A 24,192-nucleotide genomic window follows, 5' to 3' on the forward strand; every position below is an offset into this window, starting at 1 on the left:
ATGAACGTCACTATCCTCGGAGCCGGCGTCGTCGGCGTGACATCTGCCTGGTATCTGGCCAAAGCCGGACACAAGGTGACGGTGATTGACCGCCAGCCGGCCGCAGCACTTGAAACCAGCTTTGCCAATGCCGGCGAGGTTTCCCCCGGTTATTCTTCGCCCTGGGCTGCCCCCGGCATTCCGATGAAGGCGATGAAATGGCTGTTCATGAAACATGCACCGCTGATCATCCGTCCGACAGCCGATCCGGCCGCCTGGCGCTGGATGAGCCAGATGCTGCGCAATTGCACCTCGGCACGTTATGCCATCAACAAGAGCCGTATGGTGCGCGTTGCCGAATATAGCCGCGATTGCCTGATGGCGCTGCGCGAAGACACCGGCATCGAATACGACCAGCGTATGCAGGGCACACTGGAGGTGTTTCGCACCCAGAAGCAGTTCGACGCCATTGGCAAGGATGTGGACGTGCTGACGGCGGGCGGCGTGCCTTTCGAGATTCTCGACCGCGATGGCTGCGCCGCCATCGAACCGGGCCTTGCACCCGCAAAGGAAAAGATCGTCGGCGGCCTGCGACTGCCCGGCGACGAAACAGGCGACTGCTTCATGTTCACCACGGAGCTTGCCCGCATGGCCGAAGAGGCGGGCGTCACCTTCCTTTACGATACCGGCATCATGCGCCCCATCGTTGAAGGCGGCCGCATCAAGGCCGTGGAAACCACGCGCGGGCTGATGGAGGCGGATATTTTCGTGGCGGCGCTTGGCAGCTATTCGCCGCAATTCGTGCGGCAACTCGGGCTGACCCTGCCGGTTTATCCGGTGAAGGGGTATTCCATCACGGTTCCGGTTGTGAAGGAGGAGCGCGCGCCCGTCTCCACGGTCATGGACGAGACGTTCAAGGTGGCGATCACCCGTCTCGGCTCACGCATCCGCGCCGGCGGCATGGCGGAAATCGCCGGTTTCAGCAAGGATTTGCCGGCCGCACGCCAGGAAACGCTCGCCCATTCGGTGGAAGACCTGTTCGGCGGCGCGGGTGATCAGAGCCAGGCGAAATTCTGGTGCGGTCTGCGCCCGATGACGCCTGATGGCACGCCCGTCATCGGCGCCACCCGCTACAGCAATCTTTATCTCAACACCGGTCACGGCACACTCGGCTGGACCATGTCCTGCGGCTCGGCCCGGGTGCTTGCCGATTTGATCAGCGGGAACAAGCCGGAGATCGACACGCACGATCTGGCCATCAGCCGTTACGCCGCCTGAGGCGAAGTAGAAGAGCCCCGTCCCGCCGGCCAGGCGGGATGGGCAGTAATCAAAGCGCCAGCGCGTCCTTGAGCGCCAGCCCTTCCTTCATGCGAAGGTCGAGATCGGCTTCGATATGGTCGAGATGCCGCAGCATCAGCGCACGGGCTTTTGCCGCATCCTTCGCCTCCAGCGCATCCAGAAGGTCGGCATGGTCATTATGACCGCAGCTCGAGACACCCGAGCGACCATAGAGCGCGATGACCAGCGATGACCGCGCCACCAGCTCATCCATGAATTTTTCGAGAATGGCATTGCCGGCAAGCGAGGCGAGCATCAGGTGAAAATCGCCCGACGCCTTGATCTCCGCACGTCTGGCGGTTGGGCCGCGCTCAAGCTGATGGCGGCTTTCCTCAACCAGATGTTCCCTCAGCCGCTTCGCCGCCGTGGGCGTGATTTTTTCAATTGCCGCATCCACGACACCCGGTTCGATCAGCCGGCGTGAGGCGAAAACCTGCCGCGCCTCATCCGGCGTGGGGTTGGAAACAAAGGCGCCGCGATTACGCTCGGCCTTGACCAGACCCTCGTAGGCCAGCATCTGAAGGGCTGCGCGCACCACCGTGCGGCTGACCTCGAACAGGGTTCCCACTTCCGCTTCCGACAGCTTCGTTCCCGGTGCGAGCCGCCGGTCGACAATGGCATCACGCAGCGTATCGCGAATGGCCTGTGCACGGTCTTCATGCGAGGAATCGGGATTGACGGTTATATGGGAAAGGCTCATCGGGGCGTCCTGTTTACTCTCAAGTTCTAGCGCGAAGTACGGCGCGCGCAAACAGGAATTGCGAGCCGCCGCCGGTCCGCCACAATTCATTCAGCGCCCGTTCAGCAGCCGGGCGGTATTTCCTTAACCATCGAATTTGCAACTGGCAGCGCCCTGCCACTTGGATGGAAGAAAACACCATGTCGTCCTTTGCAGCTAAAACAGTTCTGACGATCGCTGTCGCCGCCGCCACGATCGTTCCCTTCAGCAGCGCATCCGCCGGCGACTGGGACCGCCGCAACCGTCGGGACGCCGCCATTCTGGGCGGTGTGCTCGGTCTTGCTGCCGGTGTCGCCGTCGGCTCCGCAATGTCCCGCCCGGCACCGGTGGATGATGAACGCGTCTATATCGACCCGCCCCGCCGTTATGAGCCGAGCTATGTCTATGAAGAGCCCGACTACCGCTACGATCAGCCGCAGCAGGTTTATCGGCCCGCTCCGGTCTATCGTCCGGCACCGGTTTACCGCCCGCAGCCTGTTTATGACAGCCGCCCGGTTTATGGCCAGCGCGCCACCTATCGCACCATCGAACCCTGGACCAACGCCTGGTACGACTATTGCTCGCAGCGTTACCGCAGCTTCAACTCCCGCACCGGCACGTATACGGATTATGACGGCCAGCGCCATTTCTGCGTAGCGGGTTGATCGGGAAGACCTTCAACACGGATATAGCCGTTATTGTCAGGCCGCGGACTGAAACGTTCGCGGCTTTTCCGTCTGCATCCGCGCCATTTCACGCCGTGCCGTTCTTCACATAATCCGTCCGGTTGATACCGTGACGTTGCAGCTTGTCGTAAAAGGTCTTGCGGGCAATGCCGAGCGTTGCGATGGTTTCCGCCACGTCTCCGTTGGACTGCTCCAGTGTTTCGCGGATGATACGCGCCTCGATCTCATCCATGCGCTCCGGCAGGGTGCCGGAAGCGGGAATTGCGGCTTGCGAGGCGGGCGCAGCCACCGGTTCTGCCTCCAGCCCCAGCACCACCCTTTCGGCGAAATGCCCGAGTTCTCGGACATTGCCCGGCCAGTCGTGGTCCTGAAGGCGGCGGGACGTGCCGGCGCTGATCTGCGGCACCGGCATGTTGAAACGGTTGGCGGCTTTGGTGACGAAATGGGAAAACAACAGCGGAATATCCGCCTTGCGTTCGCGCAGCGGCGGAATGGACAGCGTCACCACGTTCAGCCGGTAATAGAGATCCTCGCGGAAGCTGCCGCGCTCGGCCGGATCACCGAGATCGACCTTGGCCGCCGCCACCACGCGGATATCGACAGGCCTCTCCTCGTTTGAACCGAGCGGCGAAACTTCACGCATTTCCAGCACGCGCAGCATCTTCACCTGAACCGCAAGCGGCATGCTTTCGATCTCGTCCAGAAACAGCGTGCCGCCGCTGGAATGTTCGATGCGGCCGACACGCTTTTTCTGCGCACCGGTGAAAGCCCCCGGCTCGTGGCCGAAAAGCTCGCTTTCGATCACGGTTTCCGGCAGCGCGCCGCAATTCAGCGCCACGAAATTGCCTTTCGCGCGTTTCTTGCTCCAGCGGTGTAGCGCCGTTGCCACCACTTCCTTGCCGCTGCCCGTTTCCCCCGCGACCAGCACATCCACATCCGTATCGGCAATGTGACGCAGCGTGGTGCGCAGGCGTTCCATGGCGGGCGTCTGGCCGATCAACGGCAGATCGTCCTCCGCCTGTCCCGCAGCCCGGCGAAGCGCGCGGTTTTCCAGTACGAGACGGCGCTTTTCCAGCGCGCGACGTGCGCTTTCCACCATGCGTTCGGCGGGAAAGGGTTTCGCGATGAAATCATAGGCGCCGTTGTGAAGCGCATCGACGGCCATCGGCACATCGCCATGGCCGGTGATGAGGATGACTGGCAGATCGGCATCGATCTTGCGGACATGGTCGAAGAATTCGAGCCCGGTCATGCCCGGCATGCGCACATCGGTGATGACGATGCCGTCAAAATCCTCATTCAGGGCCGCAAGCGCCTGCTCGGCGCGGGAAAAGGAGGTGACCGGCAATCCGTCGAGTTCCAGCGTCTGCACCATCGCCTTGCGCAGCTGCGAGTCGTCATCCACAAGGAATATGGTTCCATTCGCCGTCATGTCACGCTCGCTTCAGATATACGGAAAAAGACGTGCCCGCCCCGCTGCTCATCACCTCGATACGACCGCCATAATCGGAAGCGATATCGTTGGAGATGACGAGGCCAAGGCCGAGGCCGCTTTCCTTTGATGTATTGAAAGGTGAAAAAAGCTGGGCACGGATGGCTTCCGGAATGCCGGTGCCATTATCGCTGACCGAAATCACGACCATGTCGCCCTCCTCCCGCACGCGCACCTCGACATGCGCGGTGTCAATCGTTTCCGTGGCTTCCAGCGCGTTTTGCAGGAGATTGATGAGGATTTGCTCGAGCCGGATACGGCTGCCTAGCACCTTCAGATCCTGATCCGGCAAGGCGATATCCAGCGCATCCATCTGCCCGGAAAAACGGCTGCGCAACAGCACGACCGCGCCTTCGATAACCAGCCTGGCGCTCACGGGTTCGGCAGCGGTGCGGCCCTTGCGCGCCAGTATCTTAAGGTCGGTGGTAATGGTGCCGATACGCTCGGTGAGAGCGGCGATGTCTTGCAGATTTTCGGTGGCTTCGGCCAGACGATCGCGTTTCAGCAACGTGCGGGCGTTGTCGGCAAAAGCGCGGATGGTCGCCACCGGCTGGTTGATTTCATGCGCCACGCCTGCCGCCACCTGGCCCAGAATGGAAAGGCGGTTGGCCTGCACCAGTTCGTGCTGCACATTGCGCAACTCGCCGGTGGTCTTTTCATGCAGGGTGATTTCGGCCTGCAGATGATCGCGCGTTTTCGTCAGGTCACGGGTTCGTTCCTGCACCTTCATTTCCAGTTCAGTGCGGGCGCGCTGTTCCTCTTCTTTTTCCCTGAGCGCCTTGTGCCTGCGCCACAGCCAGAGTGCGGAAAGCGCCATCAGCGGCATCAATGTCGCCAGCGCCACCACCCTGCCCTCGCGGATTGTGGCATTCAGCGCCGGTGCGACGGGCTGCAGATAATGCAGGGTCCATGAAGTCGTCGGCACCGGCATTTCCAGCTGCAGATAATCGCCGCGCTCGCGCCCCGGTCCATCGACATGGACGAGTGGAACGCCATCGCCCGACGACCGGGCCGCCCTAAATGGCAGGGTCGCAAGCGTCTCATTGCCGAATTGCAGGCTTTCGGCGATGATCTTCCGCTGCGCCTCGTCGATGGGCGCAACGGTCTTGAAACGCCACTCCGGCACGCTCGTCATCAGCACGACGCCGTTCCTATCGACCACATAGACCGGTTTGCCGCCGATGTTCCAGTCTGCCTCCAAGCGGTTGAATTCCACCTTGGCAATGACGACGCCGAGCGGCCGCCCGTCGCCGGCATCGATGCGGCGGGAAATATAAAGACCCGGCCGGCGGCTGACATTGCCCAGCGCATAATGTTCGGACATGCCCGTCTTCATCGCCGCCTGGAAATATTCGCGGAAGGCATAATTAGAACCAACGAAGCTGTCGTCCTGCCGCCAGTTGCTGGAGGCAATGGTCAACCCGGTCGGCCCGGTGACATAGATCACCGACGACTGCGTGCCTTCGATCAGGCCTTCCAGCTTGCGGTTCAGCCGGTCGAGGGCGGGCGGACCACCGCCATCAAGCGCGGCGGCGAGATCGGGATCACCCGACAGGACCAGCGGAATGGCGCGCGGCCGCTCCAGCGCGACGTTCAAAAGCGCGATCTTCAGTTCGGCATCCGTGGAGGCCTCGGAGGCGGCGGTACGTATCGCCTGGCGACGGGCGAATTCATCGGCCACCAGCAGAGCACCCAGGCTGACCAGCAGCCACAGGCCGGCCAGCGCCAGCCATTGCGCCCGCCGTTTCGCCTGGGAATGAGGTGCCTGATCCTGATAGGTCATGGGATGATTGTGCGGATTTACACACGGACCGCAAGAGATTTTGTCCGGAATTCCGCACAAACGGCCGCGAGCCGGCGAAGCTTCAATAAAAACTACTTTTGAAATCAGCCGGTTACGGCAAATAAGCAAGTCTGGCATGCGCATTGCACATGACTCCGCAATCGGCACGAAGCCGTCAACGACACGGCGATCCCGGGAGGCCAATAAAGGCAGGGTGAGGCCGAGGAGGAAAAAACATGATCGATACGACAGCCGTGGCCGCAGGCCACGCCAAGCAGCCATTTTACAAGCACCTGTATTTTCAGGTTCTCGTGGCCATCATCGCCGGTATCGCGCTCGGCCATTTCTATCCGGCCTTCGGCGAACAGCTGAAGCCGCTCGGCGACGGCTTCATCCGCCTCGTCAAGATGATCATCGCTCCCGTCATCTTCCTCACCGTCGCAACCGGCATTGCCGGCATGAATGACATGAAGAAGGTTGGCCGCGTGGCCGGCAAGGCCATGATCTACTTCCTGGTCTTCTCCACCCTCGCGCTGGTTGTCGGCCTCATCGTCGCCAATACCGTGCAGCCGGGTGCCGGCATGAACATCGATCCGTCCACGCTGGATGCCAAGGCCGTCGCGACCTACGCCGACAAGGCCCATGAGCAGACCATCACCGGCTTCCTGATGAACATCATCCCGACCACCATCGTCGGCGCATTTGCCAGCGGTGACATTCTGCAGGTGCTGTTCTTCTCGGTTCTGTTCGGCATCGCGCTCGGCATCGTCGGTGAAAAGGGCAAGCCCGTCACCGATTTCATGCATGCCATGATGTACCCGATCTTCAAGCTGGTCGCGATCCTGATGAAAGCCGCCCCCATCGGTGCTTTCGGCGCCATGGCGTTTACCATCGGCAAATACGGCATCTCCTCCGTCACCAACCTCGCCATGCTGATCGGCACCTTCTACATCACGTCCGCATTGTTCGTGTTCGTGGTTCTGGGCGCAGTCTGCCGTTATAACGGCTTCTCCATCGTCGCGCTGATCCGCTACATCAAGGAAGAGCTGCTGCTGGTTCTCGGCACATCGTCTTCCGAAGCCGCCCTGCCCGGCCTGATGAGCAAGATGGAAAAGGCGGGCTGCAAGCGCTCCGTCGTCGGCCTCGTCATTCCCACCGGTTATTCCTTCAACCTTGACGGCACCAACATCTACATGACGCTGGCCGCCCTCTTCATCGCCCAGGCAACCGGTATCCACCTGTCCTTCGGCGAACAGATCCTGCTGCTGCTCGTGGCCATGCTCTCTTCCAAGGGTGCTGCCGGCATCACCGGCGCTGGTTTCATCACGCTTGCGGCCACACTGTCAGTCGTGCCTTCGGTTCCGGTCGCCGGCATGGCGCTGATCCTCGGCATCGACCGCTTCATGTCGGAATGCCGCGCGCTCACCAACTTCGTCGGTAATGCGGTTGCCACCATCGTCGTTGCCCGCTGGGAAGGCGAACTCGATCAGGACCAGCTCTCGCGCGTCCTGAGCGGCAAGGAAGAATTCACGAGCATCGCGGATGTGGACCAGCTTCCGGCTTCGGTTCAGCCCGCCGAATAATACGACCTCCCAAGGTCCTGCCTGCTCCGGTCCGTCCGGACAGGCCTCGCATGAAGGCCGGTGTATCCTGTGGATGCACCGGCCTTTCATCGTTCCGGCCCTGAACGAAAACAGTTTTATCGACCTGACGATGCTATAGAGCCAGACAGGGCGCAATACGATAAACGGAGTGGCCGCATGAAGAACGTGTTTCTGGCCTGGCAATTCTGGGCGCTGCTATCTGCGGCTTTCGCGGCACTGACCGCCATCTTCGCCAAGATCGGCATCGAAAACGTCAATTCCGATTTCGCCACCTTCATCCGCACCATCGTTATTCTCGCCGCCGCGGGCCTGATGGTTTATATCACCGGCAACTGGCAGCAACCCTCCAGCATTTCCGGGCGGACCTGGTTGTTCCTCGTGCTTTCGGGTCTGGCGACCGGCGCATCGTGGATATGTTATTTCCGGGCGCTGAAGATTGGCGATGCCGCCCGCGTCGCGCCCATCGACAAGCTGAGCGTCGTCTTCGTCGCCGTCTTTGCGGTACTGTTTCTGGGAGAAAGACTGTCGCTGCCCAATTGGCTCGGCGTCGTGCTGATTGCCTGCGGTGCGGTGCTTGTGGCCTACAGGGGATAGAAAGCATCGGCCGGATACCGGCCGATGCGATTCCCAAGTCCTCAGCCCCTTGCCGCCAGTGCGTTATCGAGACCGCGCTTGACGCCGGCAAACAGCTCATCCAGTTGCTCGGCCGTGATGATCAGCGGCGGGCAGAAGCAGATGGATTCACCGATCGGCCGGGTGATGACACCTTCGCTCTCGATCGCCGCGGCCAGCGCCAGCGTCGTATCGCCCGGTTTCGTGTCCTCCCATGGCTTCACCTCCAGCGCACCGAGAAGGCCGATGCCGCGCGAGGAATGAATAAGCGGGTGATCGGCAAGCGCCTTCAGATGATCGAGGAATTTGCCCTCCAGCCGGGCGACATTTCCGACGAGATCGCGCTCCTGAATGATCTTCAGGTTTTCGAGGCCCACCGCCGTCGCGACCGGATGGCCAGAGGCGGTGTAACCATGACCAAAGGAGCCGATACGGTCTGATTCATCGGCGATCGGCTGGTAGAAACTGTCGTTCATGATGATCGCCGAAAGCGGCATATAGGACGACGAAATCTGCTTGGAGACGACAAGCACGTCGGGCTTGATGTCATAGGTCTCGCAGGCAAACATCTTGCCGGTGCGGCCAAAACCGCAAATGACTTCATCCACGACAAGCAGGATGTCGTATTTCTTCAGGATCGCCTGCACGCCTTCCCAATACCCTTCCGGCGGCAGGAGAACACCGCCGGCACCCATCACCGGCTCACCCCAGAAGGCGGCAACGGTTTCGGGACCTTCGCGGAGAATCAGGTCTTCCAGCTCCTTCAGGATACGCGCGGTGAAATCCGCCTCGCTTTCCCCTTCCTTTCCGAAATGCACATAAGACGGGCAGGCCGTATGCAGCATACGATCGAGCGGCAGGTCGAAGCTCTCATGGTTGCGCGGCAGGCCGGTGATCGAGGCGGATGCGATCGTCACGCCATGATAGCCCTTGATGCGGCCGATGATCTTTTTCTTGTGCTTCTTGTCCAGCGCATTCGAGCGATACCAGACCATCTTGGCAACGAGATCGTTGGCCTCGGAGCCGGAGGAGGTGAAATGCACCTTGGACATCGGCACCGGTGAAAGCTCGATCAGCAGTTCGGCCAGATCGACGGACGGGCCATGGGTCTTATAGGAAAAGGTGTGGTAATAGGGCAGCTTCTGCATCTGCTTCGTTGCCGCTTCCACCAGCCGCTGTTCACCGAAACCGAGCGCCACCGACCAAAGCCCCGCCATCGCCTCGATATAGCGCTTGCCGCTGCTATCGGTGACATAGATGCCCTCGCCGCTTTCGATCACCAGACCGCCGGTCTTTTCGAATTTGCGCAGGTTGACGTTCGGGTGCATCTGATAGGCGATATCGCGTGCCTCGACGGAATTGGGCAGGATGGTCATCGATAAGGGCTCCGTTTCGGTTGATGGCTGTGGCGTCAGACGTGCTGGCCGCCATTAATGTGAATTTCCGCGCCGTTGATGTAGCTCGACTGTTCCGAGCACAGGAAATAGATGGTCTGCGCCACCTCTGTTGTGGTGCCGAGCCGGCCGAGCGGCACCTGCGCATCCACGAGTTCTGCCGTTCCGGGAGACAGAATGGCGGTATTGATTTCGCCCGGCGCAATGGCGTTGGCGCGCACGCCACGCGGGCCGAATTCATGCGCAAGCTCGCGGGTCAACGCCGCAAGGGCTGCCTTCGATGTAGCATAGGCCACGCCGGCGAACGGATGTACACGCGAGCCGACAATCGAGGTGACATTGACGATAGAGCCTCTCGCGGCCTCCAGTTCCGGCAGAAGCGCGCGGGCGAGCAGCGCCGTGGAAACGAGATTGACGTTGAGCACGCGTGTCCAGATGTCGGCCGTGGTGTCCACCACGCCGAGACGGCTGCCGCCTTCGCCCTTGGGTGAAATGCCGGCATTGTTGACGAGGGCGGCAAGTTTGCCTTCCGGAAGGCGCGAGCGCACCTCGTCTGCCAGGTCATCGATCCCCGACAAATTCTCGAGATCGGCCTGGATATGGCTCTCTCGCGCCGATGGCCACCGGCATTCCTCGGAAAAGGGCTGCCGAGAAACGGTGAGAATCCTCCAGCCCTTTTCCTGAAAAAGCTTGACGGTGGCATGCCCTATTCCGCGGCTTGCGCCGGTCAGAAGCATGAAAGGAACAGCCATATGAGAACTCCCGTGCCATGCGGCCCGTTGATCCGGACATGCATTCAGCGCCGCATGTTAGAGTGCTGCAACCGGCTGACAAGGTCTTTTTTGTCGCGGCGCGGCCAATCGGTTAAGGGCAATGGGTTAATCCCATTTGATGCCGGGCTTTCACCCGAAGGGAATATTTGAAGCCAGCCGTTTACCCATAAAATGAAGCCTCCCGAATGTGTGATCAGTATTGGGAGGGGGCAACAATGCGCATCGATATCATCGACACCGACGCCGGCTTCGAGGCGATCAGGCAAAACTGGGACGCGGTGTTCATGGCCGATCCCCACGCCCGGCATTTCCTGTCCTGGGGCTGGCTGAGGGATTATATGCCGCGCCGCAGGCGCTGGTTCATCCTGGCACTGCGCGAGCGCCCGGAAGGCTCGCCCTATGTGGCGTTTTTCCCGCTCCGCATCGTTACCGAACCGGACAAGAAGACCGGCCGCTTTCACGACAGCATCGTCATGGCCGGCAATGCGGCGGCGGATTACACCGGCTTCATCTCCCTGCCGGACTACGAAAACCACGCCGTTGCCGGTTTCTGCTCCTTTATACGCCAGCAGAACTGGACCGAGCTAAAGCTCGACTACCTCTCCGGCCCGCCGGAAAGGCGCGATGCGATGATCCGCGCCCTTCAGGGACCGCTCGTCATGTTCCGCGATAACATGCCGACTAACTCCTACAACATCAACAATTGCATCTGCCCGGTGGTGAGCCTGCCCGAGACGTTCGACGGCTATCTCGAAAGCCATATGAGCAGCCAGACCCGGCAGAAGCTCAGACGCTTCCTGCGAAAGGTGGAGGGCGGTGACGAATACCGTTTCACCTTCGCGACAAAGGATACCATCAAACGGGACATGGACATCCTGTTCGATTTCTGGCGCATTCGCTGGGCGCCACACAAGGGCAAGGAACGTACTGAACTCCTGATCGGCGCGACGCGGCAGATGCTGATGGATGTCTGGTTGCGCGGCGATCTGGAAGTGCCGGTGCTCTGGTTCGGCGATCAGCCGCTCGGCGCACTCGCCAACATCATCGACCGGCAGAAAAAATCGGTCCTGTTCTACATCACAGGCCGCGACGAGAACTGGAAAACACCTTCCCCCGGTCTCGTGCTGCATGGTCACTGCATCCGCAGAGCGATCGAGCAGGGCTTCAAGACCTATGATTTCCTGCGCGGCAACGAGCCCTATAAATACTTCTTCGGCCCGGAAGAGCATAAGCTAAGCTGCACACTTTTCCGCACCCGCTCGGGCGACAATCTCGGCGGCACGCTCCACCCGCGCAGCGTCCGCTTCGTCTACGAACAGGCCCTGAAACTCTACAAGAGCGGTAAGAAAAGCGAGGCCAACATTGCCTTCGGTCAGGTTCTTTCCGCAGCGCCGGACCATCTCGGCGCGCAGTTCGGGCTTGCCAATCTCGCCTTCGACCGCGGTGAATTCCGGGAAGCCGAAATTGCCTTTCTCAGCCTTCTGGCAGCAGGCCAGGAACCACTCGTCCTGTGGCTGCGCATCGGCGAGACGCGGCTGGCGCAGCAGCACTATCACGAGGCATCCGAGGCCTTCCGCCAAGTGACCAACCGCGCGCCCTTCCACCGCGAAGCACTTTACAAATGCGCGGTGGCACTGATTGCCGCCGAACGACAGATGGAGGCGGCAGAAATCCTGGAAAGACTGCAGCATTATCATTCCGACGATGCGGCGCATCTGGAATACGCCGAAAAAGCCCGTGCCGCCCTTGCGCGGCTGGAACAGGCAAAGACCACGGCCCCGCTTCCGCCCGATGTCGTCACGCTCGCTGCCAAACCGAAAACGACGGCCAAGCGCTGGCACCCGCCAAAAGTTTTGCATTAAAGGCATCGCCCTGTAAGTTGCGGCAGGAGAAACCCGTCCGCCGACTTGCAAGGAATTCAGATGTTTCTGACCAACAAGGACATGCTCGATCTCGTCGAGCTTCGCCATGATCTGCACCGCCATCCGGAAATTTCCGGGGAGGAGAAGGAAACCGCGCGGCGTATCCGCACTTTCCTCGCGCAGACAAAACCCGACCGGCTTCTTGCCGATCTCGGCGGCCATGGCGTGGCGGCAGTCTATGACAGCGGTAAAAGCGGTCCGGCGATCTTGATTCGCTCGGAACTCGATGCCTTGCCGATTCATGAAAAGAGCGAGGCCGATTATCGCTCCGGCACCGACGGCAAGGGCCATCTTTGCGGCCATGATGGTCACTCCACCATCCTGACGGCACTGGCGCTCGGCCTCTCCAGACAAAGGCCGCAAACCGGTCGCGTCATCCTTCTCTACCAGCCCGCAGAAGAAACCGGCGCAGGTGCCGCCGCCGTCCTCGCCGACCCGCGTTTTCACGAAATAAAACCGGACTATTCCTTCTCACTGCATAACCTGCCCGGCCTGCCACTCGGCCATGTCAGTGTGCTGAAAGGGCCGGTCAATTGCGCATCGCGCGGCATCAAGATCCGCCTTTCGGGCAAGACGGCGCATGCTTCGTCACCGGAACACGGCGTTTCACCGATGCGAGCGATATCCCTGATGATGCCGGCTCTGGCCGAACTGGGTTCCGGCTTCCCGCCCGAACCCGATTTTTCAATGGTGACAATCACTCATGCCGTGATGGGCGAAGCCGCCTTCGGTATTTCTCCTGCCGATGCGGAAATCTGGGCGACGCTCAGAACGTTGACCGACGACCGGATGGAAAAGCTCTGCGCAGCTGCGGAATCACTGGCGAAAAAGGTGGCAGGCGAGCACCAGCTGACACTCGACATCACCTATGACGATATTTTCCTGCATTGCGAAAATACGCCCGAGGCGGTCGGGCATATAAGGCAGGCACTCGACGAGGAGAAAATCCCGCATGACTCGGAAGGTCTTCCCATGCGAGCCTCCGAGGATTTCGGCCGTTTCCACTCCGTCTCGTCATCAGCCATGTTCTTTCTCGGGGCAGGCAGGGATTATCCCAACCTGCACAATCCCGACTATGACTTTCCTGACGCGTTGATCGGCATCGGCGCGCGCATCTTCATGCGCATCATCCGCAATCTGACAAACGTGGAATAGCAACGGCCAGCCTTGCGTCGCCGTCAGCCGCCCTGCGGGCCGTTGCTCGGCCGGGCCGCGCGCACGGCCGCCAGCCCCTTGATGCCATCCTGATTTCCGATGGCTGTCAGGCTTTCGAAAATCTGCGCCGCATCGCCATACCGGCGCATGGCAAGGTAGGAATAGCCACGCAGCACCATCAGGTCCGCGCGCTCGTCTGCCAACCGCGCCCGCTGGTCGAGCAGCAGAAGCGTTTCTGCATAACGTTTGGTCTGGAAAGCGGAAACTGCCCTGTCGGCAAGGATCGAGACCTGCAATTCGGTCGCCCGCGGGCGATCCATGCGCGATTTCGTCGCCGAGACGGCTGCATGGTCCGTCAGCCCCATGCGCAGGTAGGCAAGGCTCTGGCCATAGGCCGCATCGCTTTTCACCGTCGATTGGCCGCCTTCAATCGCGGATTCGAAGGCTTTCAGCGCCTCTGCCGGGCGGTTCGTTTCCATCAAACACCAGCCGAGGTCGAGCGCCTGCTGCGGCGACAGACGCTGCGGATCGGGATAGGCGGCGCAGGACCGTGGGCGGGACGCGGCGCTGGTTTCCCTTTGCGCCTGCGTCTGCGTCGGCCGGCGCGCCTGCTTGCGCGATGGCTCAAGCTGCTGCTGGACGACAGGCTGGTCATAGACCACCGCCGTCCCGACCTGAGGCGCATAGGTCGGCAAGGGTGCCGTAACCTGCTGGGCAACAGGCGGTGTGCTAACGGGGGCAACTACCTGCCCGGACTGGTCCACCATCCGCGCCGTCCCCACATCGGCGATACGTTGAGAGCGGCTCGCCCATTGCTGCTGGACGCCACGCAGACCGGCAAGATTGCGCAGATCGTGATAGCTGACGGCCATGCCATAGGCTGAAGGCTCATCGTCGGGTTTCCAGCCAAGGGCCGTGCTGAACCATTGCAAAGCAAGCGGCGTCTGCCGGAAAGCAAGCGAATACCAGCCGAACTGCTGCGCGGTAGCCGCATCCTTGCGCGCCACCGTTTCGCCGGCAATGCGCTGCAGCACATCCGGTGGCAGAACGACCGGCGGCTCCAGCGCCAGAAGGTTGGCTGTCGCCGCAAGATAGGTCGCAAGCGCATCATCGGAGGCCGTGCGCCATTTATACATCACGTCTTCGGCCTCACGCGGCTCGTTACGATCGATCAGCGCCAGCGCCAAACCCTGTGAGGCCGACGCGCTGTTTTCTTCCTCACGCGCCCTACGGAACCACTTTTCTGCCTCCGCCATGTTCTTCTGGCGGATATTGTACCAACCGAGCAGCAGGGCGTCGCTTGCGAGCTTGTCGGTCTCGGCAAGCCTTTCAAGCCGCATCAGATAGGCGGAGGGAACGGTTACGGTTACGCTCTCTTTTTCGCCCTCTTTTTGTTTTTCCCCCGCCTTGGCCACGAACTGGCGGGCGAGATCGTTCTTGACCGGCTCGAATTCCAGCTGACCGTCCGCACCCGGTTTTTCCTTGGCGAGCAACTCGGCCATCATCTCGGCCGGCAAAAGCGCCGATGCCTTCTGCACCGTTGCGAGCCTGTCGCTGGCGGCCGTGCAATTGTTGAGGATGTAGAGATAAGCGTCGCGCGCCCGTGCCATCCGCTCGGTATTGGCAAAGGCATCGGCAACCCGCCACAGGACATCGACCTCGCCGCAGGTCAGCAGGCCGGGATTGTTTGCTGCCGTATCCACCACCGCTGAATATTGCCTGAGATCGGACGCATTGACGAGCCGCTGGCGGGCTTCGGCAAGTGAGAGCATGCCCATGAGATTGTCGGGTGGCTGCCAGTCGGGCTCGGCCTGCTGGCGGTCGGCAATCGCCTTCCGCACCTCGGCATAACGGCCGTCGGTATAAAGCTGCCACATGGCGTCGAGCTTGGGGTCGCCGTTTTCGGGAATGGCGAGAGGATCGGCCGGTGGCGTCCAGTTGGGATAAAGCGTGCGAAGACGCGCGATTTCGGCCTGAAGGCGCTGCGTATCCCCACGGGCTGCAAAATAGCGCAGCGCGCTGAGATCGACCTCGGGCATATCGGCCGATGCAGGCTGGGGTGCGCGCGGGGCCTGCGCCGTCTGTGTTTGCGGCGGCTGCCCGCCAGCCTGCGTCACCGGCAACGGATCGCTCGCAGGAACGGTGACTGGCGGTGTGGTGACAGGCATCGTTGCCTGCGCCATCTCACGGTTTTTGACGAAAGCACTGATCTGCGCCGGATTGGCCGACGGTGAAATGCGCTGTAGCGCCCGGTTGTCGCCGACCGCCGATGTATGCACGTCCGACACACGCCCGAGAATGCTGTCGCGCCAGTGGAAGGCGGCAAGCGCAATCAGAAGCAGGATGAGAGCCGAGGTCGACAGTGGCTTGTTCATCGGCATTCCCCGTTATTCCTTGCCAGAAACGACAATGCCAGAAGATGCAATGTGGAAGGATAATAAAGTGTTGGCTGGAAACTTTTAAGTTCGGCGGAAACGGCCGGACCACCGGCCATGCAGGCGGCCAGCGCCGGTATGATGCGATAACCGGGATCGGACAGAACATCCTTCACCGCGCCGCTCTTCAGATCGAAGGTGCCGGCAGCACCGCTTTCCAGCGTCATTCCGTCTTTCAGCCGGGAAAGCAACTCAGGCGAGCCCATATTCGCCCGTGCCAGATAAAGCGGTATGCGCACCGCATTGTATCCGAACTCCGGCGGAAAGCCCGATGCCGGCTGCGGTTTCGTTTTCACCGACACCCAGTCGGCGGGCAGTTTTCTGTCACTGAACGCGAAGGCGCCGATCTGCACCGCGCCATCATCGGCCACCGCTTTCCAGAGTGGCGACGGCGCGACGAGATTGAGAACCGGAAAGGCTTCGAAAATCAGATAGGACGGATTGACCACCGGCCCATCGGCCCTGTCACCCTCGCCAAAACCGCTGGCGGCTGGCAGAAGCAGCGTACGCCCGCCCCGCTGCACTACGGTCTTCTTGAGGATGACGGATGCGATGGCGGCAGATGCTTCGGCATAATCCTGCCGGTTCCATTGCCCTGCCGCCAGCGCCAGCGCATAGGCGATCAGGATGTCGCCATCCGTGGCATTGTTGATGTCCGTTACATGCGGTCTGGTACGCGGATCCCATTTCCAGGCGGAAAGCCCATCATCGCGCACCAGCAATTCGGTGCGTGTGAAACTCCAGATCAGCTCGAAGTCGGACAGGTTGTCGGCAAGCACGGCGAGCCACATGCCATAGCCCTGCCCTTCGCTGTGGCTGATATTGCCGTTGCCGGTATCGATGATACGGCCGCCGGGATCGAGAAACGCACCCTTATAGGCGGCCCATGCATCCGGCGAGATCGAAGCGGCGCGGCTGGCCGAGAGGCCGGCAAAAAGCATCATGACCGACAGGCAAAAAATCCCGGCAATTTTCGAAATCCCGTTCGTCATCTATGCCGCCCCATCAGGCGCAGCATCACGAAGGTCGCGAGGCCGAGCAGTGACACGAAGCCAATGAATGCCAAGGAATAGGAAAGAACGTTGGACGACAGCCAGTTGGCTGCGATCAGCCTCCAGTTCGAGACTGAAAATGGCCGGGTAGCATAAAGATTGGGCCGCTCCACTTCCACCGTTTCGATCTTTTCGGCTGCGGCATCGTAGGCGGCAACACGCCCGGTGACGTCGCGCCAGCGGTTTTCCCGCGTCATTGCCTGCATGCCGTCGAGAAGTTCCGCCGATGTCGGTGCCGTCGCCAGCGTCCATACCCCATCGCCCGAGGGGCTGAGGCCCTGGGTCAGCATGAAGGAGACATTGCCGGGCGGCGCATAGGGCTGTTCCGCCGCCGGCAGGAAGCGCAACGTATCCGAGCTCAGATCGAAATTCCGCTTCATCCACTCCTCGAAAGAGGACACCTGCCCCTGCCAGATGCCGCCATCCACCCGCTCCCGCCAATCGTTGAACAGAGTGTCGCTGTTTTGGGCGGGAACCTGCACGCCGGTTCCCATTTTCCAGGATATCTGGCTGGAGGGAACGAGATTGAACTGACTGATCAATGCTTGCGGAAATTGCGAGATCGTACCCACGAAAAGCGCATCGCGGTCACCGATCACCAGCGGCGAGGCAACGGTCTCGATATCAATCGGATGTCCCGAAACGCTGGCAAGCCGGCTGACCAGCGTAGCGGCTGCAGACATGGTGTCGGTATCGAAGCGGTCGAGCGACAATGCAACCGGCCCGCCGGTGCGGTAGGGCTGGCCGGCGCCCGCCATCGCAGCGAGATCCGGCTTGCGGCCGATCTGGGCGTAATTAGGAATGTGAATTTCCGAAGTGTCGAACAGGGCAAAACGCGGGGTCGCGCTGGCGGGTGCGCCTGGCGCACAGGCCTGATCCTGCGCCGTCATCAGCACCGCCTCAAGGGTCACCTTGTTCGGCCCCGGCTTGAAATGGCGCATCGTCACATTGATCGGCAGATGCCGGAAAATGCCGCCGCCATTGTTGGAGATCGGCACGGTCGAGGCGATCTGGTCATTGACGTAGATATCGACATGGCTGCCGGGCAAGACCTGCGAGGAATAGGCTGCATCGAGCAGCAGCGACGCCTCGCCATAGGCCGACGCATAAAAATCGGCGGGCATGCCGACATAAAACTCAGTGCGGAAACGCCGGCCGCTGAATTCGGTGCTCTGCAGACCAAGTTCGGAAAGCGCGATACGGCGGTCCGACATGACAAGCGGCACATCCGGAGCATGCCAGCTGCGGGTCGAAAACGTCGTTCTCTGGGCGCCGGGCGTGCGCGATATCGAGGAGAACAGCGTCTCGATGGCCGACTGGACTGCCTGCGGCGTCGGGCCGCTGACAAAAAGCGGCGAGGAATTGCCGGGACCGGCAGCGCCAAAACCAGCAAAGGCCCCCGCCGACGCCTCGGGCGGCAGCGCTCCAGCCACGCCGGCAATCTCCCGGACCGTGCCGACGAAAACCGTCAGCGTGCCCGCCTTGTGCTCGGTGGAAGGGGCGGTAACGAAACGGATCGTCTGGTTCGGCATCTGGGTTCTGAGCGCCAGCGCCTGCGAAAGACGCAGGAGAGAATCCGCAAATGCCGGATTGCCGAGTGCCGGCGCAACGATCTCGATCGAGGTCATCGCCTTGCCATCGGGCCCGGTTGCCTGAATATCGTCGATATTGGCAAAGCTGCCGGCGACATCCGAGTCAAAGCCGATATAGGTGTTCGAAGGGTTCACATCGGTCCACAGATCGTAGGTGGACTGGATCGTGCAATCGGTTCTGTGGCGCTGCTGCACACCGAGCGTCACGACGTTTGAGCCCACCTGCAAGACGCCGGGCGGTATCTTCAGGGCGACAATGCCTTCGCCGTCAGGCGCTTCGATCCGTGCCGCATCCAGCGCGACATTGTTCAGGCTCACCTGAAAATTCGAGCTTTCCGGCGCGACCACGATCGCATTCTGATAGCCGATATTGAGAGAAACGGCGGCATTCGCCTGCTCCGGCGTCAGATAGATGCTCCATTGCCGGCGATCGATCTCACCGGAAAGGCTGAGCTTTTCATAGGGCAGGATATACCGACGCCGGCTGTCCGCATTAGGCGACGAGGCCGCCGCCGGAACCGGTCTTACACCTTCCTGGCGCGGAGGAACCAAAGCGGGCGGCGATGGCGGAGCGGCCGGGCGCTGCGACGGCTGAACCGCAAAGGGCGGCGGAGCCGAGGGCTGGCCCGGCGTCGGGGCTGGCATCTGGACAGGTGGTTGCCGCGGTGGCGCGACGGGCGGAATAGTGGGCGGCACGGGTGCGGGCGAAGTCTGCGCCGGCCTTTCGGGCGTCATATCGAAAGGCGAGGACTGCGCCATCGCACCGGTGGCAACCGCGCATATCAATACTGTCAAAGAATCCCGGATGGGTTTGCGGCCGATCATTTCACGGCTCCGACAGGTTTGGCGCTTTTGGGAGCGGGGCGACCTGCGCGCAAGAGATAATAAAGGCCGCGCTGCGTCTGGAAGAGCGCGATCGCCAGGAAGATCGCCGTGCCACGGATGAGCCCCGGGTTCTTGCGGCGCACGCGCTGGAATTCGCTCCACTGTTCAGAATTGGCGAAGATCAGATCGGCGATCAGGCGGTGATCAATAGCTCGCTGCGGCGAGAAGGTGCAGCCGATTGAGACGAAACCTTCGCCCTTCACCGTTCGCACCACGTTCAAAGGCATCGTTTCCGGCACGCCCTCGCTATGCGGCTTGACCTTCACGATGGCCGTCGCGCCTTTTTCGATGTTTGTGGCACTGTCGAAAATATTAATCAGCAGGCCGTGCACCGACACGTTATCGATAGAAGCGGGGACCCAGCTATCGCTGCCCTCCAGTTGGACCTCGCACCGCCGCTTGACCGTAATGCGTCGCGACGCCGATTTGTCGCCGCGCTCGGAGACGACACCCAGCGCGCAGCCCGCAAAGATGAGGTTGAGCAGGTTCCAACCGCCAACCACCAGCGTGACATCCGCCTTGTAGGGTTCGCTGTAGATGCGCCATACGGCAAAGGCCATCGCCACCAACAGCAGCGCGAAAATGACGAAGAACGGCCGGCTGATTTCCGAGAGCCGCGCCTCGGCGATGGACTCATCCTTCGCCGTCACCTTGAAGGTGGGCTTGCCGGGATTGAAGATCACAGAAACCACGGCCGGCAGCAAGTGAACGGTCTGCACATATTCGTACAGTTCCGAAATCCACGGCCACCGAAAGCTGCCGTAGAGATAGTTCTGCATCATCAGGTTCACGAGCATATAGGCCGCCGTATAGGCCAGGAACTCGCCGCCCGACGCCACGAAAATCTGCAGGTCGAAGAACAGATAGAACAACGGCGCGAACAGGAAGATGGTCCTCGGGAACGGAAACAGCCAGAACAGCGTCGACGACATGTAGCAGAGGCGCTGCGTAAACGAGAGACCACGCTTGAACAGCGGCTGACGGAAAATCAAAATCTGCATCATGCCTTGCGCCCAGCGGCTGCGCTGGCCGATGAAACTTGCGAAGGTGGCCGGCTGCAACCCGGCGATCAGCGGCTTGTCGACATAGATGCTGTTCCAGCTGCGCGAATGCAGCGCCAATGCGGTTTCGCAATCCTCGGTGATGCTGACACCACTGAAACCGTCCGTTTCCAGCAGCGCCTCCCGTCGAAGCACGGCGGCGGAGCCGCAGAAGAACGCACCGTTCCACTTGTCGAGACCACGCTGGATAATGCCGTAAAACATCTCGTTTTCGCTCGGCATCGTCTCGAAGGTGCGCAGGTTGCGCTCGATGGGATCCGGATTGACGAAGAAATGCGGCGTCTGCACCAGGAAGAGCCGGGGGTCCTCTTCGAAATAACCAACCGTTTCCAGAAGGAAGTCACGGGCGGGCGCGTGATCGGCGTCGAACACGGTCACCAGTTCGCCGGTGGAATGGGCGAGGCCGTTATTGAGATTGCCGGCCTTGGCGTGGACGTTGCGCTCGCGTGTCAGATAGCGCACGTCGAGATCTTCGCAGAGCTTCTTCAGTTCCTCATGGCGGCGCTGCGCGGCCTGCGCTTCGACGATGTTGGCGGCATTGCGCTTCTGCACCGAGCCGCCATCATCCAGCAGCCAGACGGTGAAACGGTCGGCCGGATAATCCATGTTTTTGGCCGCCGCCAGCGTATTGGCGAGAAGTTCGGCGTCTTCATTATAGCTCGGCACGAAGACATCGACCGTCGGCCGATAGTCGGGAGAGCCGGGTCGCGTCTTGCGCGACGGCAGCGGCATGGACACGATGACAAGGCTGAGGCCCAGCATCACGACGCTGTACATTTCCGCCAGATAAAGCAGAAAGCCGGGAATGAAGTTCTCGAGCTGGTTGACGGGTGGCAACGTGCTCGTCGTGCGCCAGTAGACATAACGCAGAACGATGGCCGTGCCGAAACCGAGCGCCACCAGCCGCCAGGCCCCCTGCCCGTTGAAGCTCTTGATCGTCGCCAGAAGGATGAGGGAAATCGCGGTCGCGACCAGATGCGTCTGCAGGCTCACCGGCATCGTGATGATGGCCAGAACGCAAAGCGACACAAGCAACCAGACAATGACGGTAATGGCCTTGTTCATCCAGAAACTTTCCGTTCTCTTCCCCGTCCGGAATTTCGGCCCGGAAATTTCGTGATATGCGCCTCGGCGCTCCCTTCCCCGTTGGCTCCGCCGATCACCTGCATCCGGTTGCCGCTCCCGAACCGGACAGGCAAGCTGGCGAGGGAATGGACACCTGCGGAACCTGCGACAGTTGCGGGCCGCTTTCTACCGGACGGCTATTGATCTGCCTGCCATCAACCTGCCCGCCTGCCACCGAGGGCCGCGCAGGCTGGGATGGCGCACCCGCCGATGTGGGCGAAGGAATACTGACAGCAGCAACGGGCGGCAGCGGCTGTGGTTCCGGCTGCGCGGGCACGACGGCCGTCACGCGACGCGCCGGCCGGGGCGGCACACTGGCCGTCACCTCGCCGCCCGGCAGCATCGGTACATCCTGCGCCTTCAGGGGATAGACCGGGTGGCCGGGTCGGCCGAGATTTTGATCCACCGCCTGCGGCGTGCCATAGGGGTTCCAGCTTGGCGAAGCGTAGGTGCCGGTGATCGTGTAATTATACATGACCGCCAGCAGCCGCTCGACAGTCGCGCCCGACTGGCAAAGCCGCAACCGCACCTTGATGCGTCCGAGATTGCGATAATCCTGCCGCATGCTTTCCGGCGAGCGTATGTCCTGCCAGCCAAAAAGGCAGGTATCACCACCGCGGCCGCTACCGGCAGCATAGGAAAATGCGCCATAACCATTCTGCAGATAATTTGCCGACATGGCGATGTTTTCACCCGGAAACTCGGCGCGGATTTCCCGGGCGACGGAGGACGCCCTGAACCCCTTGAAAGTCAGAGCGTCACGATCGGTATCGCCCGCCTGTTGCGGACCGAAAAACTCGGCCTTGAGATAATTCTGCCCCGGCGTGGCGGCCTCGGAACGCAAGATGACCTGCTGCGCTACGGCGTTGGAATAGGTGCGATTGACCACGGCGACGATTTCGGGACCACCGGGCGGCGGGAAAATCAGCGCTTCGGAAGGAGATGCCATCTGCGCGCCCCCGAACGACCGAACGCCCGCGGGAGTATTGCAGGCCGAAAGAACCGCAACGGAGAACAGCAATGAAGTATAGGCAGAAAATCTCACTGCCTTGCGCCCCTTTATTTCCCCAACACCGCCCAGGTTAAAAGGAAACCGAATCACTAATGACCAGATCATTGTTACGAAATACGTGAGGACTACGAATAAGCAATCTCAAATTTGCATTGTAATTTCTGACACTTTATGAATCGCGAATCGCTATTGCGGCCCATATCTGCACCAACGAGCGGGGAACCAATGGCGGCGCCAGGGGTTGGCTTCCTGTCGGGCCGATAATTTTACGGTTGCAGCGCAATATGTCCCATGGTCTACTTGCGTCTATTATTACGTATTTTTATTGGTCAATTTTTTAATTAAACTGTAAAAACAGAGAGTTATCGTATGACAGTGCAATTTCCGAGCATTTCGCAGGCGCTTGCCGAAGAGATCGGAACATTACGGAAATGGCTTGACGAAGACGCCCTGCCCTTGTGGTGGGAGGCGGGATCGGCGCGTCCGGATGGCGGTTTTTACGAGCGTCTCAGCCAGGATGCGAAACCGGTTTTTTCCGATGACCGCCGCGCCCGCGTGCAGCCGCGTCAAGCCTATTGTTTCGCCGCCGCCGGCCAGCATGGCTGGCAGGGGCCGTGGAAAGACGCGCTCTCGCATGGCCTCTCCTGGTTCGAGAAGGTCTATCGGCTTGAAAACGGCCTCTACGGCAACCTTGCCGACCAGACTGGCCGGCTGATCGATCCCTCCTTCGATCTTTATAATCAGGCTTTCGCGCTTTTCGCCGCGGCACAGGCGGCCGCAAGCCTTCCCGAACACAAGGACGAGATGCGCGGCAGGGCGCTTGATATCCTCGCCGTCCTCGAGCGCGACTACAGGCATCCCGTCGCTGGCTTTGAGGAAGAAAACCCACCGCGCACCCCGCTCTGTTCCAATCCGCACATGCATCTTTTCGAGGCGATGCTGGCCTGGGAAGCGCAGGACCCGCAAGGCCCCTGGTCGGCGCTGGCCGATGAGATTGCCGGCCTTGCACTCACCCGCTTCATTGATGACAACAATGGCGGGCTACGCGAGTTCTTCGCCCATGACTGGACACCCCATGAGGGCGAGAAGGGTCGCATCATGGAGCCGGGCCACCAGTTCGAATGGGCCTGGCTTCTGGTGCGCTGGGGCAGCCTGCGCGGAAACGACGAAGCGATCGGGAAGGCAAGACGCCTGTTCGAGATCGGCGAAGAGCACGGCATTTGCCCGCGCCGCAAGGTGGCGATCATGAGCCTTTACGACGATTTTTCGGTGCATGACGGGCTGGCGCGGCTGTGGCCGCAGACGGAATGGCTGAAAGCGGCCGTGCGGCTTGCGAGCGTCACTGATGGCGAGGAGCGGCAGCGCTACCTCACCTCGGGCCTGCGTGCCATCGGCGCGCTGCAACCTTTCCTCGACACGCCGGTCAGGGGCCTGTGGTTCGACAAATGGCCAGCCGACAAGCCGATGCTCGACGAGCCCGCGCCGGCAAGTACATTCTATCACATCGTCTGCGCCATCTATGAGGCCGAGGCCGTGCTGGCAGCGGAGCAATAAACTCGCCCACCAAGCGAGCG

At 61.0% G+C, this 24,192-nt stretch carries 17 protein-coding genes; 7 read left to right on the forward strand and 10 right to left on the reverse strand.

The window, feature by feature from the left end:
- A complete protein-coding gene (locus CFBP5499_RS17155; protein WP_080829714.1) occupies positions 1–1,257 on the forward strand; it encodes a D-amino acid dehydrogenase in 1,257 nt (418 codons plus the stop codon).
- 49 nt (positions 1,258–1,306) lie between these two features.
- Here the strand turns inward: CFBP5499_RS17155 and CFBP5499_RS17160 are convergent, their stop codons facing one another.
- The gene (locus CFBP5499_RS17160; RefSeq protein ID WP_080829713.1) at positions 1,307–2,017 is read right to left on the reverse strand and encodes a GntR family transcriptional regulator; all 711 of its coding nucleotides are present in this window, start codon (positions 2,015–2,017) and stop codon (positions 1,307–1,309) included.
- Positions 2,018–2,196: 179 nt separating this feature from the next.
- Here CFBP5499_RS17160 and CFBP5499_RS17165 point away from each other — a divergent pair, with 179 nt between their 5' ends.
- The gene (locus tag CFBP5499_RS17165) at positions 2,197–2,700 is read left to right on the forward strand and encodes a BA14K family protein (RefSeq protein WP_080829712.1); all 504 of its coding nucleotides are present in this window, start codon (positions 2,197–2,199) and stop codon (positions 2,698–2,700) included.
- 88 nt (positions 2,701–2,788) lie between these two features.
- On the opposite strand, the gene CFBP5499_RS17170 is transcribed toward CFBP5499_RS17165, so the two are convergent.
- Both CFBP5499_RS17170 and CFBP5499_RS17175 read right to left on the reverse strand, forming a co-directional pair.
- Complete coding sequence (locus CFBP5499_RS17170) at positions 2,789–4,153, reverse strand: sigma-54-dependent transcriptional regulator (protein ID WP_080829711.1); 1,365 nt, start codon at positions 4,151–4,153, stop codon at positions 2,789–2,791.
- A 1-nt stretch (position 4,154) separates the two neighbouring features.
- Positions 4,155–5,996, reverse strand: coding sequence for a sensor histidine kinase (locus CFBP5499_RS17175; protein ID WP_130932558.1), 1,842 nt, complete (start codon positions 5,994–5,996; stop codon positions 4,155–4,157).
- Between the two features lie 236 nt (positions 5,997–6,232).
- On the opposite strand from CFBP5499_RS17175, the gene CFBP5499_RS17180 reads away from it, so the two are divergent.
- Positions 6,233–7,579: a dicarboxylate/amino acid:cation symporter gene (locus tag CFBP5499_RS17180; protein WP_080829710.1), complete on the forward strand. Its 1,347-nt coding sequence runs from the start codon at positions 6,233–6,235 to the stop codon at positions 7,577–7,579.
- A 177-nt stretch (positions 7,580–7,756) separates the two neighbouring features.
- Positions 7,757–8,194, forward strand: coding sequence for an EamA family transporter (locus CFBP5499_RS17185; RefSeq protein WP_080829709.1), 438 nt, complete (start codon positions 7,757–7,759; stop codon positions 8,192–8,194).
- Between the two features lie 41 nt (positions 8,195–8,235).
- Here the strand turns inward: CFBP5499_RS17185 and CFBP5499_RS17190 are convergent, their stop codons facing one another.
- Both CFBP5499_RS17190 and CFBP5499_RS17195 read right to left on the reverse strand, forming a co-directional pair.
- A complete protein-coding gene (locus CFBP5499_RS17190; protein ID WP_080829708.1) occupies positions 8,236–9,588 on the reverse strand; it encodes an aspartate aminotransferase family protein in 1,353 nt (450 codons plus the stop codon).
- A 35-nt stretch (positions 9,589–9,623) separates the two neighbouring features.
- Positions 9,624–10,358, reverse strand: coding sequence for an SDR family NAD(P)-dependent oxidoreductase (locus tag CFBP5499_RS17195; RefSeq protein WP_173988481.1), 735 nt, complete (start codon positions 10,356–10,358; stop codon positions 9,624–9,626).
- Positions 10,359–10,594: 236 nt separating this feature from the next.
- On the opposite strand from CFBP5499_RS17195, the gene CFBP5499_RS17200 reads away from it, so the two are divergent.
- Positions 10,595–12,241 carry a GNAT family N-acetyltransferase gene (locus CFBP5499_RS17200; protein ID WP_080829707.1) on the forward strand — a complete coding sequence of 549 codons (1,647 nt, stop codon included), beginning with the start codon at positions 10,595–10,597 and terminating at the stop codon, positions 12,239–12,241.
- A 60-nt stretch (positions 12,242–12,301) separates the two neighbouring features.
- On the forward strand, positions 12,302–13,456 hold the full coding sequence (locus tag CFBP5499_RS17205; protein WP_080829706.1) for an amidohydrolase: 1,155 nt from the start codon (positions 12,302–12,304) through the stop codon (positions 13,454–13,456).
- Positions 13,457–13,479: 23 nt separating this feature from the next.
- Here CFBP5499_RS17205 and CFBP5499_RS17210 read toward each other — a convergent pair whose 3' ends face one another.
- The 5 genes from CFBP5499_RS17210 to bcsN form a co-directional block, all read right to left on the reverse strand.
- On the reverse strand, positions 13,480–15,837 hold the full coding sequence (locus tag CFBP5499_RS17210) for a cellulose synthase (RefSeq protein WP_175416808.1): 2,358 nt from the start codon (positions 15,835–15,837) through the stop codon (positions 13,480–13,482).
- Positions 15,828–16,883, reverse strand: a complete 1,056-nt coding sequence (locus CFBP5499_RS17215; RefSeq protein WP_080829705.1) for a glycosyl hydrolase family 8 — start codon at positions 16,881–16,883, stop codon at positions 15,828–15,830. The genes CFBP5499_RS17210 and CFBP5499_RS17215 overlap by 10 nt, the downstream gene beginning before the upstream one ends.
- Entirely contained in the window at positions 16,880–19,360 is a 2,481-nt protein-coding gene (locus CFBP5499_RS17220; RefSeq protein WP_080829704.1) for a cellulose biosynthesis cyclic di-GMP-binding regulatory protein BcsB, read from the reverse strand. The genes CFBP5499_RS17215 and CFBP5499_RS17220 overlap by 4 nt, the downstream gene beginning before the upstream one ends.
- On the reverse strand, positions 19,357–21,546 hold the full coding sequence (gene bcsA / locus CFBP5499_RS17225; RefSeq protein ID WP_080829703.1) for a UDP-forming cellulose synthase catalytic subunit: 2,190 nt from the start codon (positions 21,544–21,546) through the stop codon (positions 19,357–19,359). The genes CFBP5499_RS17220 and bcsA overlap by 4 nt, the downstream gene beginning before the upstream one ends.
- A gap of 94 nt (positions 21,547–21,640) precedes the next feature.
- Entirely contained in the window at positions 21,641–22,555 is a 915-nt protein-coding gene (gene bcsN / locus CFBP5499_RS17230) for a cellulose biosynthesis protein BcsN (protein ID WP_080830221.1), read from the reverse strand.
- Between the two features lie 432 nt (positions 22,556–22,987).
- On the opposite strand from bcsN, the gene CFBP5499_RS17235 reads away from it, so the two are divergent.
- A complete protein-coding gene (locus tag CFBP5499_RS17235; RefSeq protein WP_080829702.1) occupies positions 22,988–24,172 on the forward strand; it encodes an AGE family epimerase/isomerase in 1,185 nt (394 codons plus the stop codon).
- Positions 24,173–24,192: the final 20 nt, after the last annotated feature.

It is taken from the genome of Agrobacterium tumefaciens (assembly GCF_005221325.1).
Lineage (GTDB): Bacteria > Pseudomonadota > Alphaproteobacteria > Rhizobiales > Rhizobiaceae > Agrobacterium.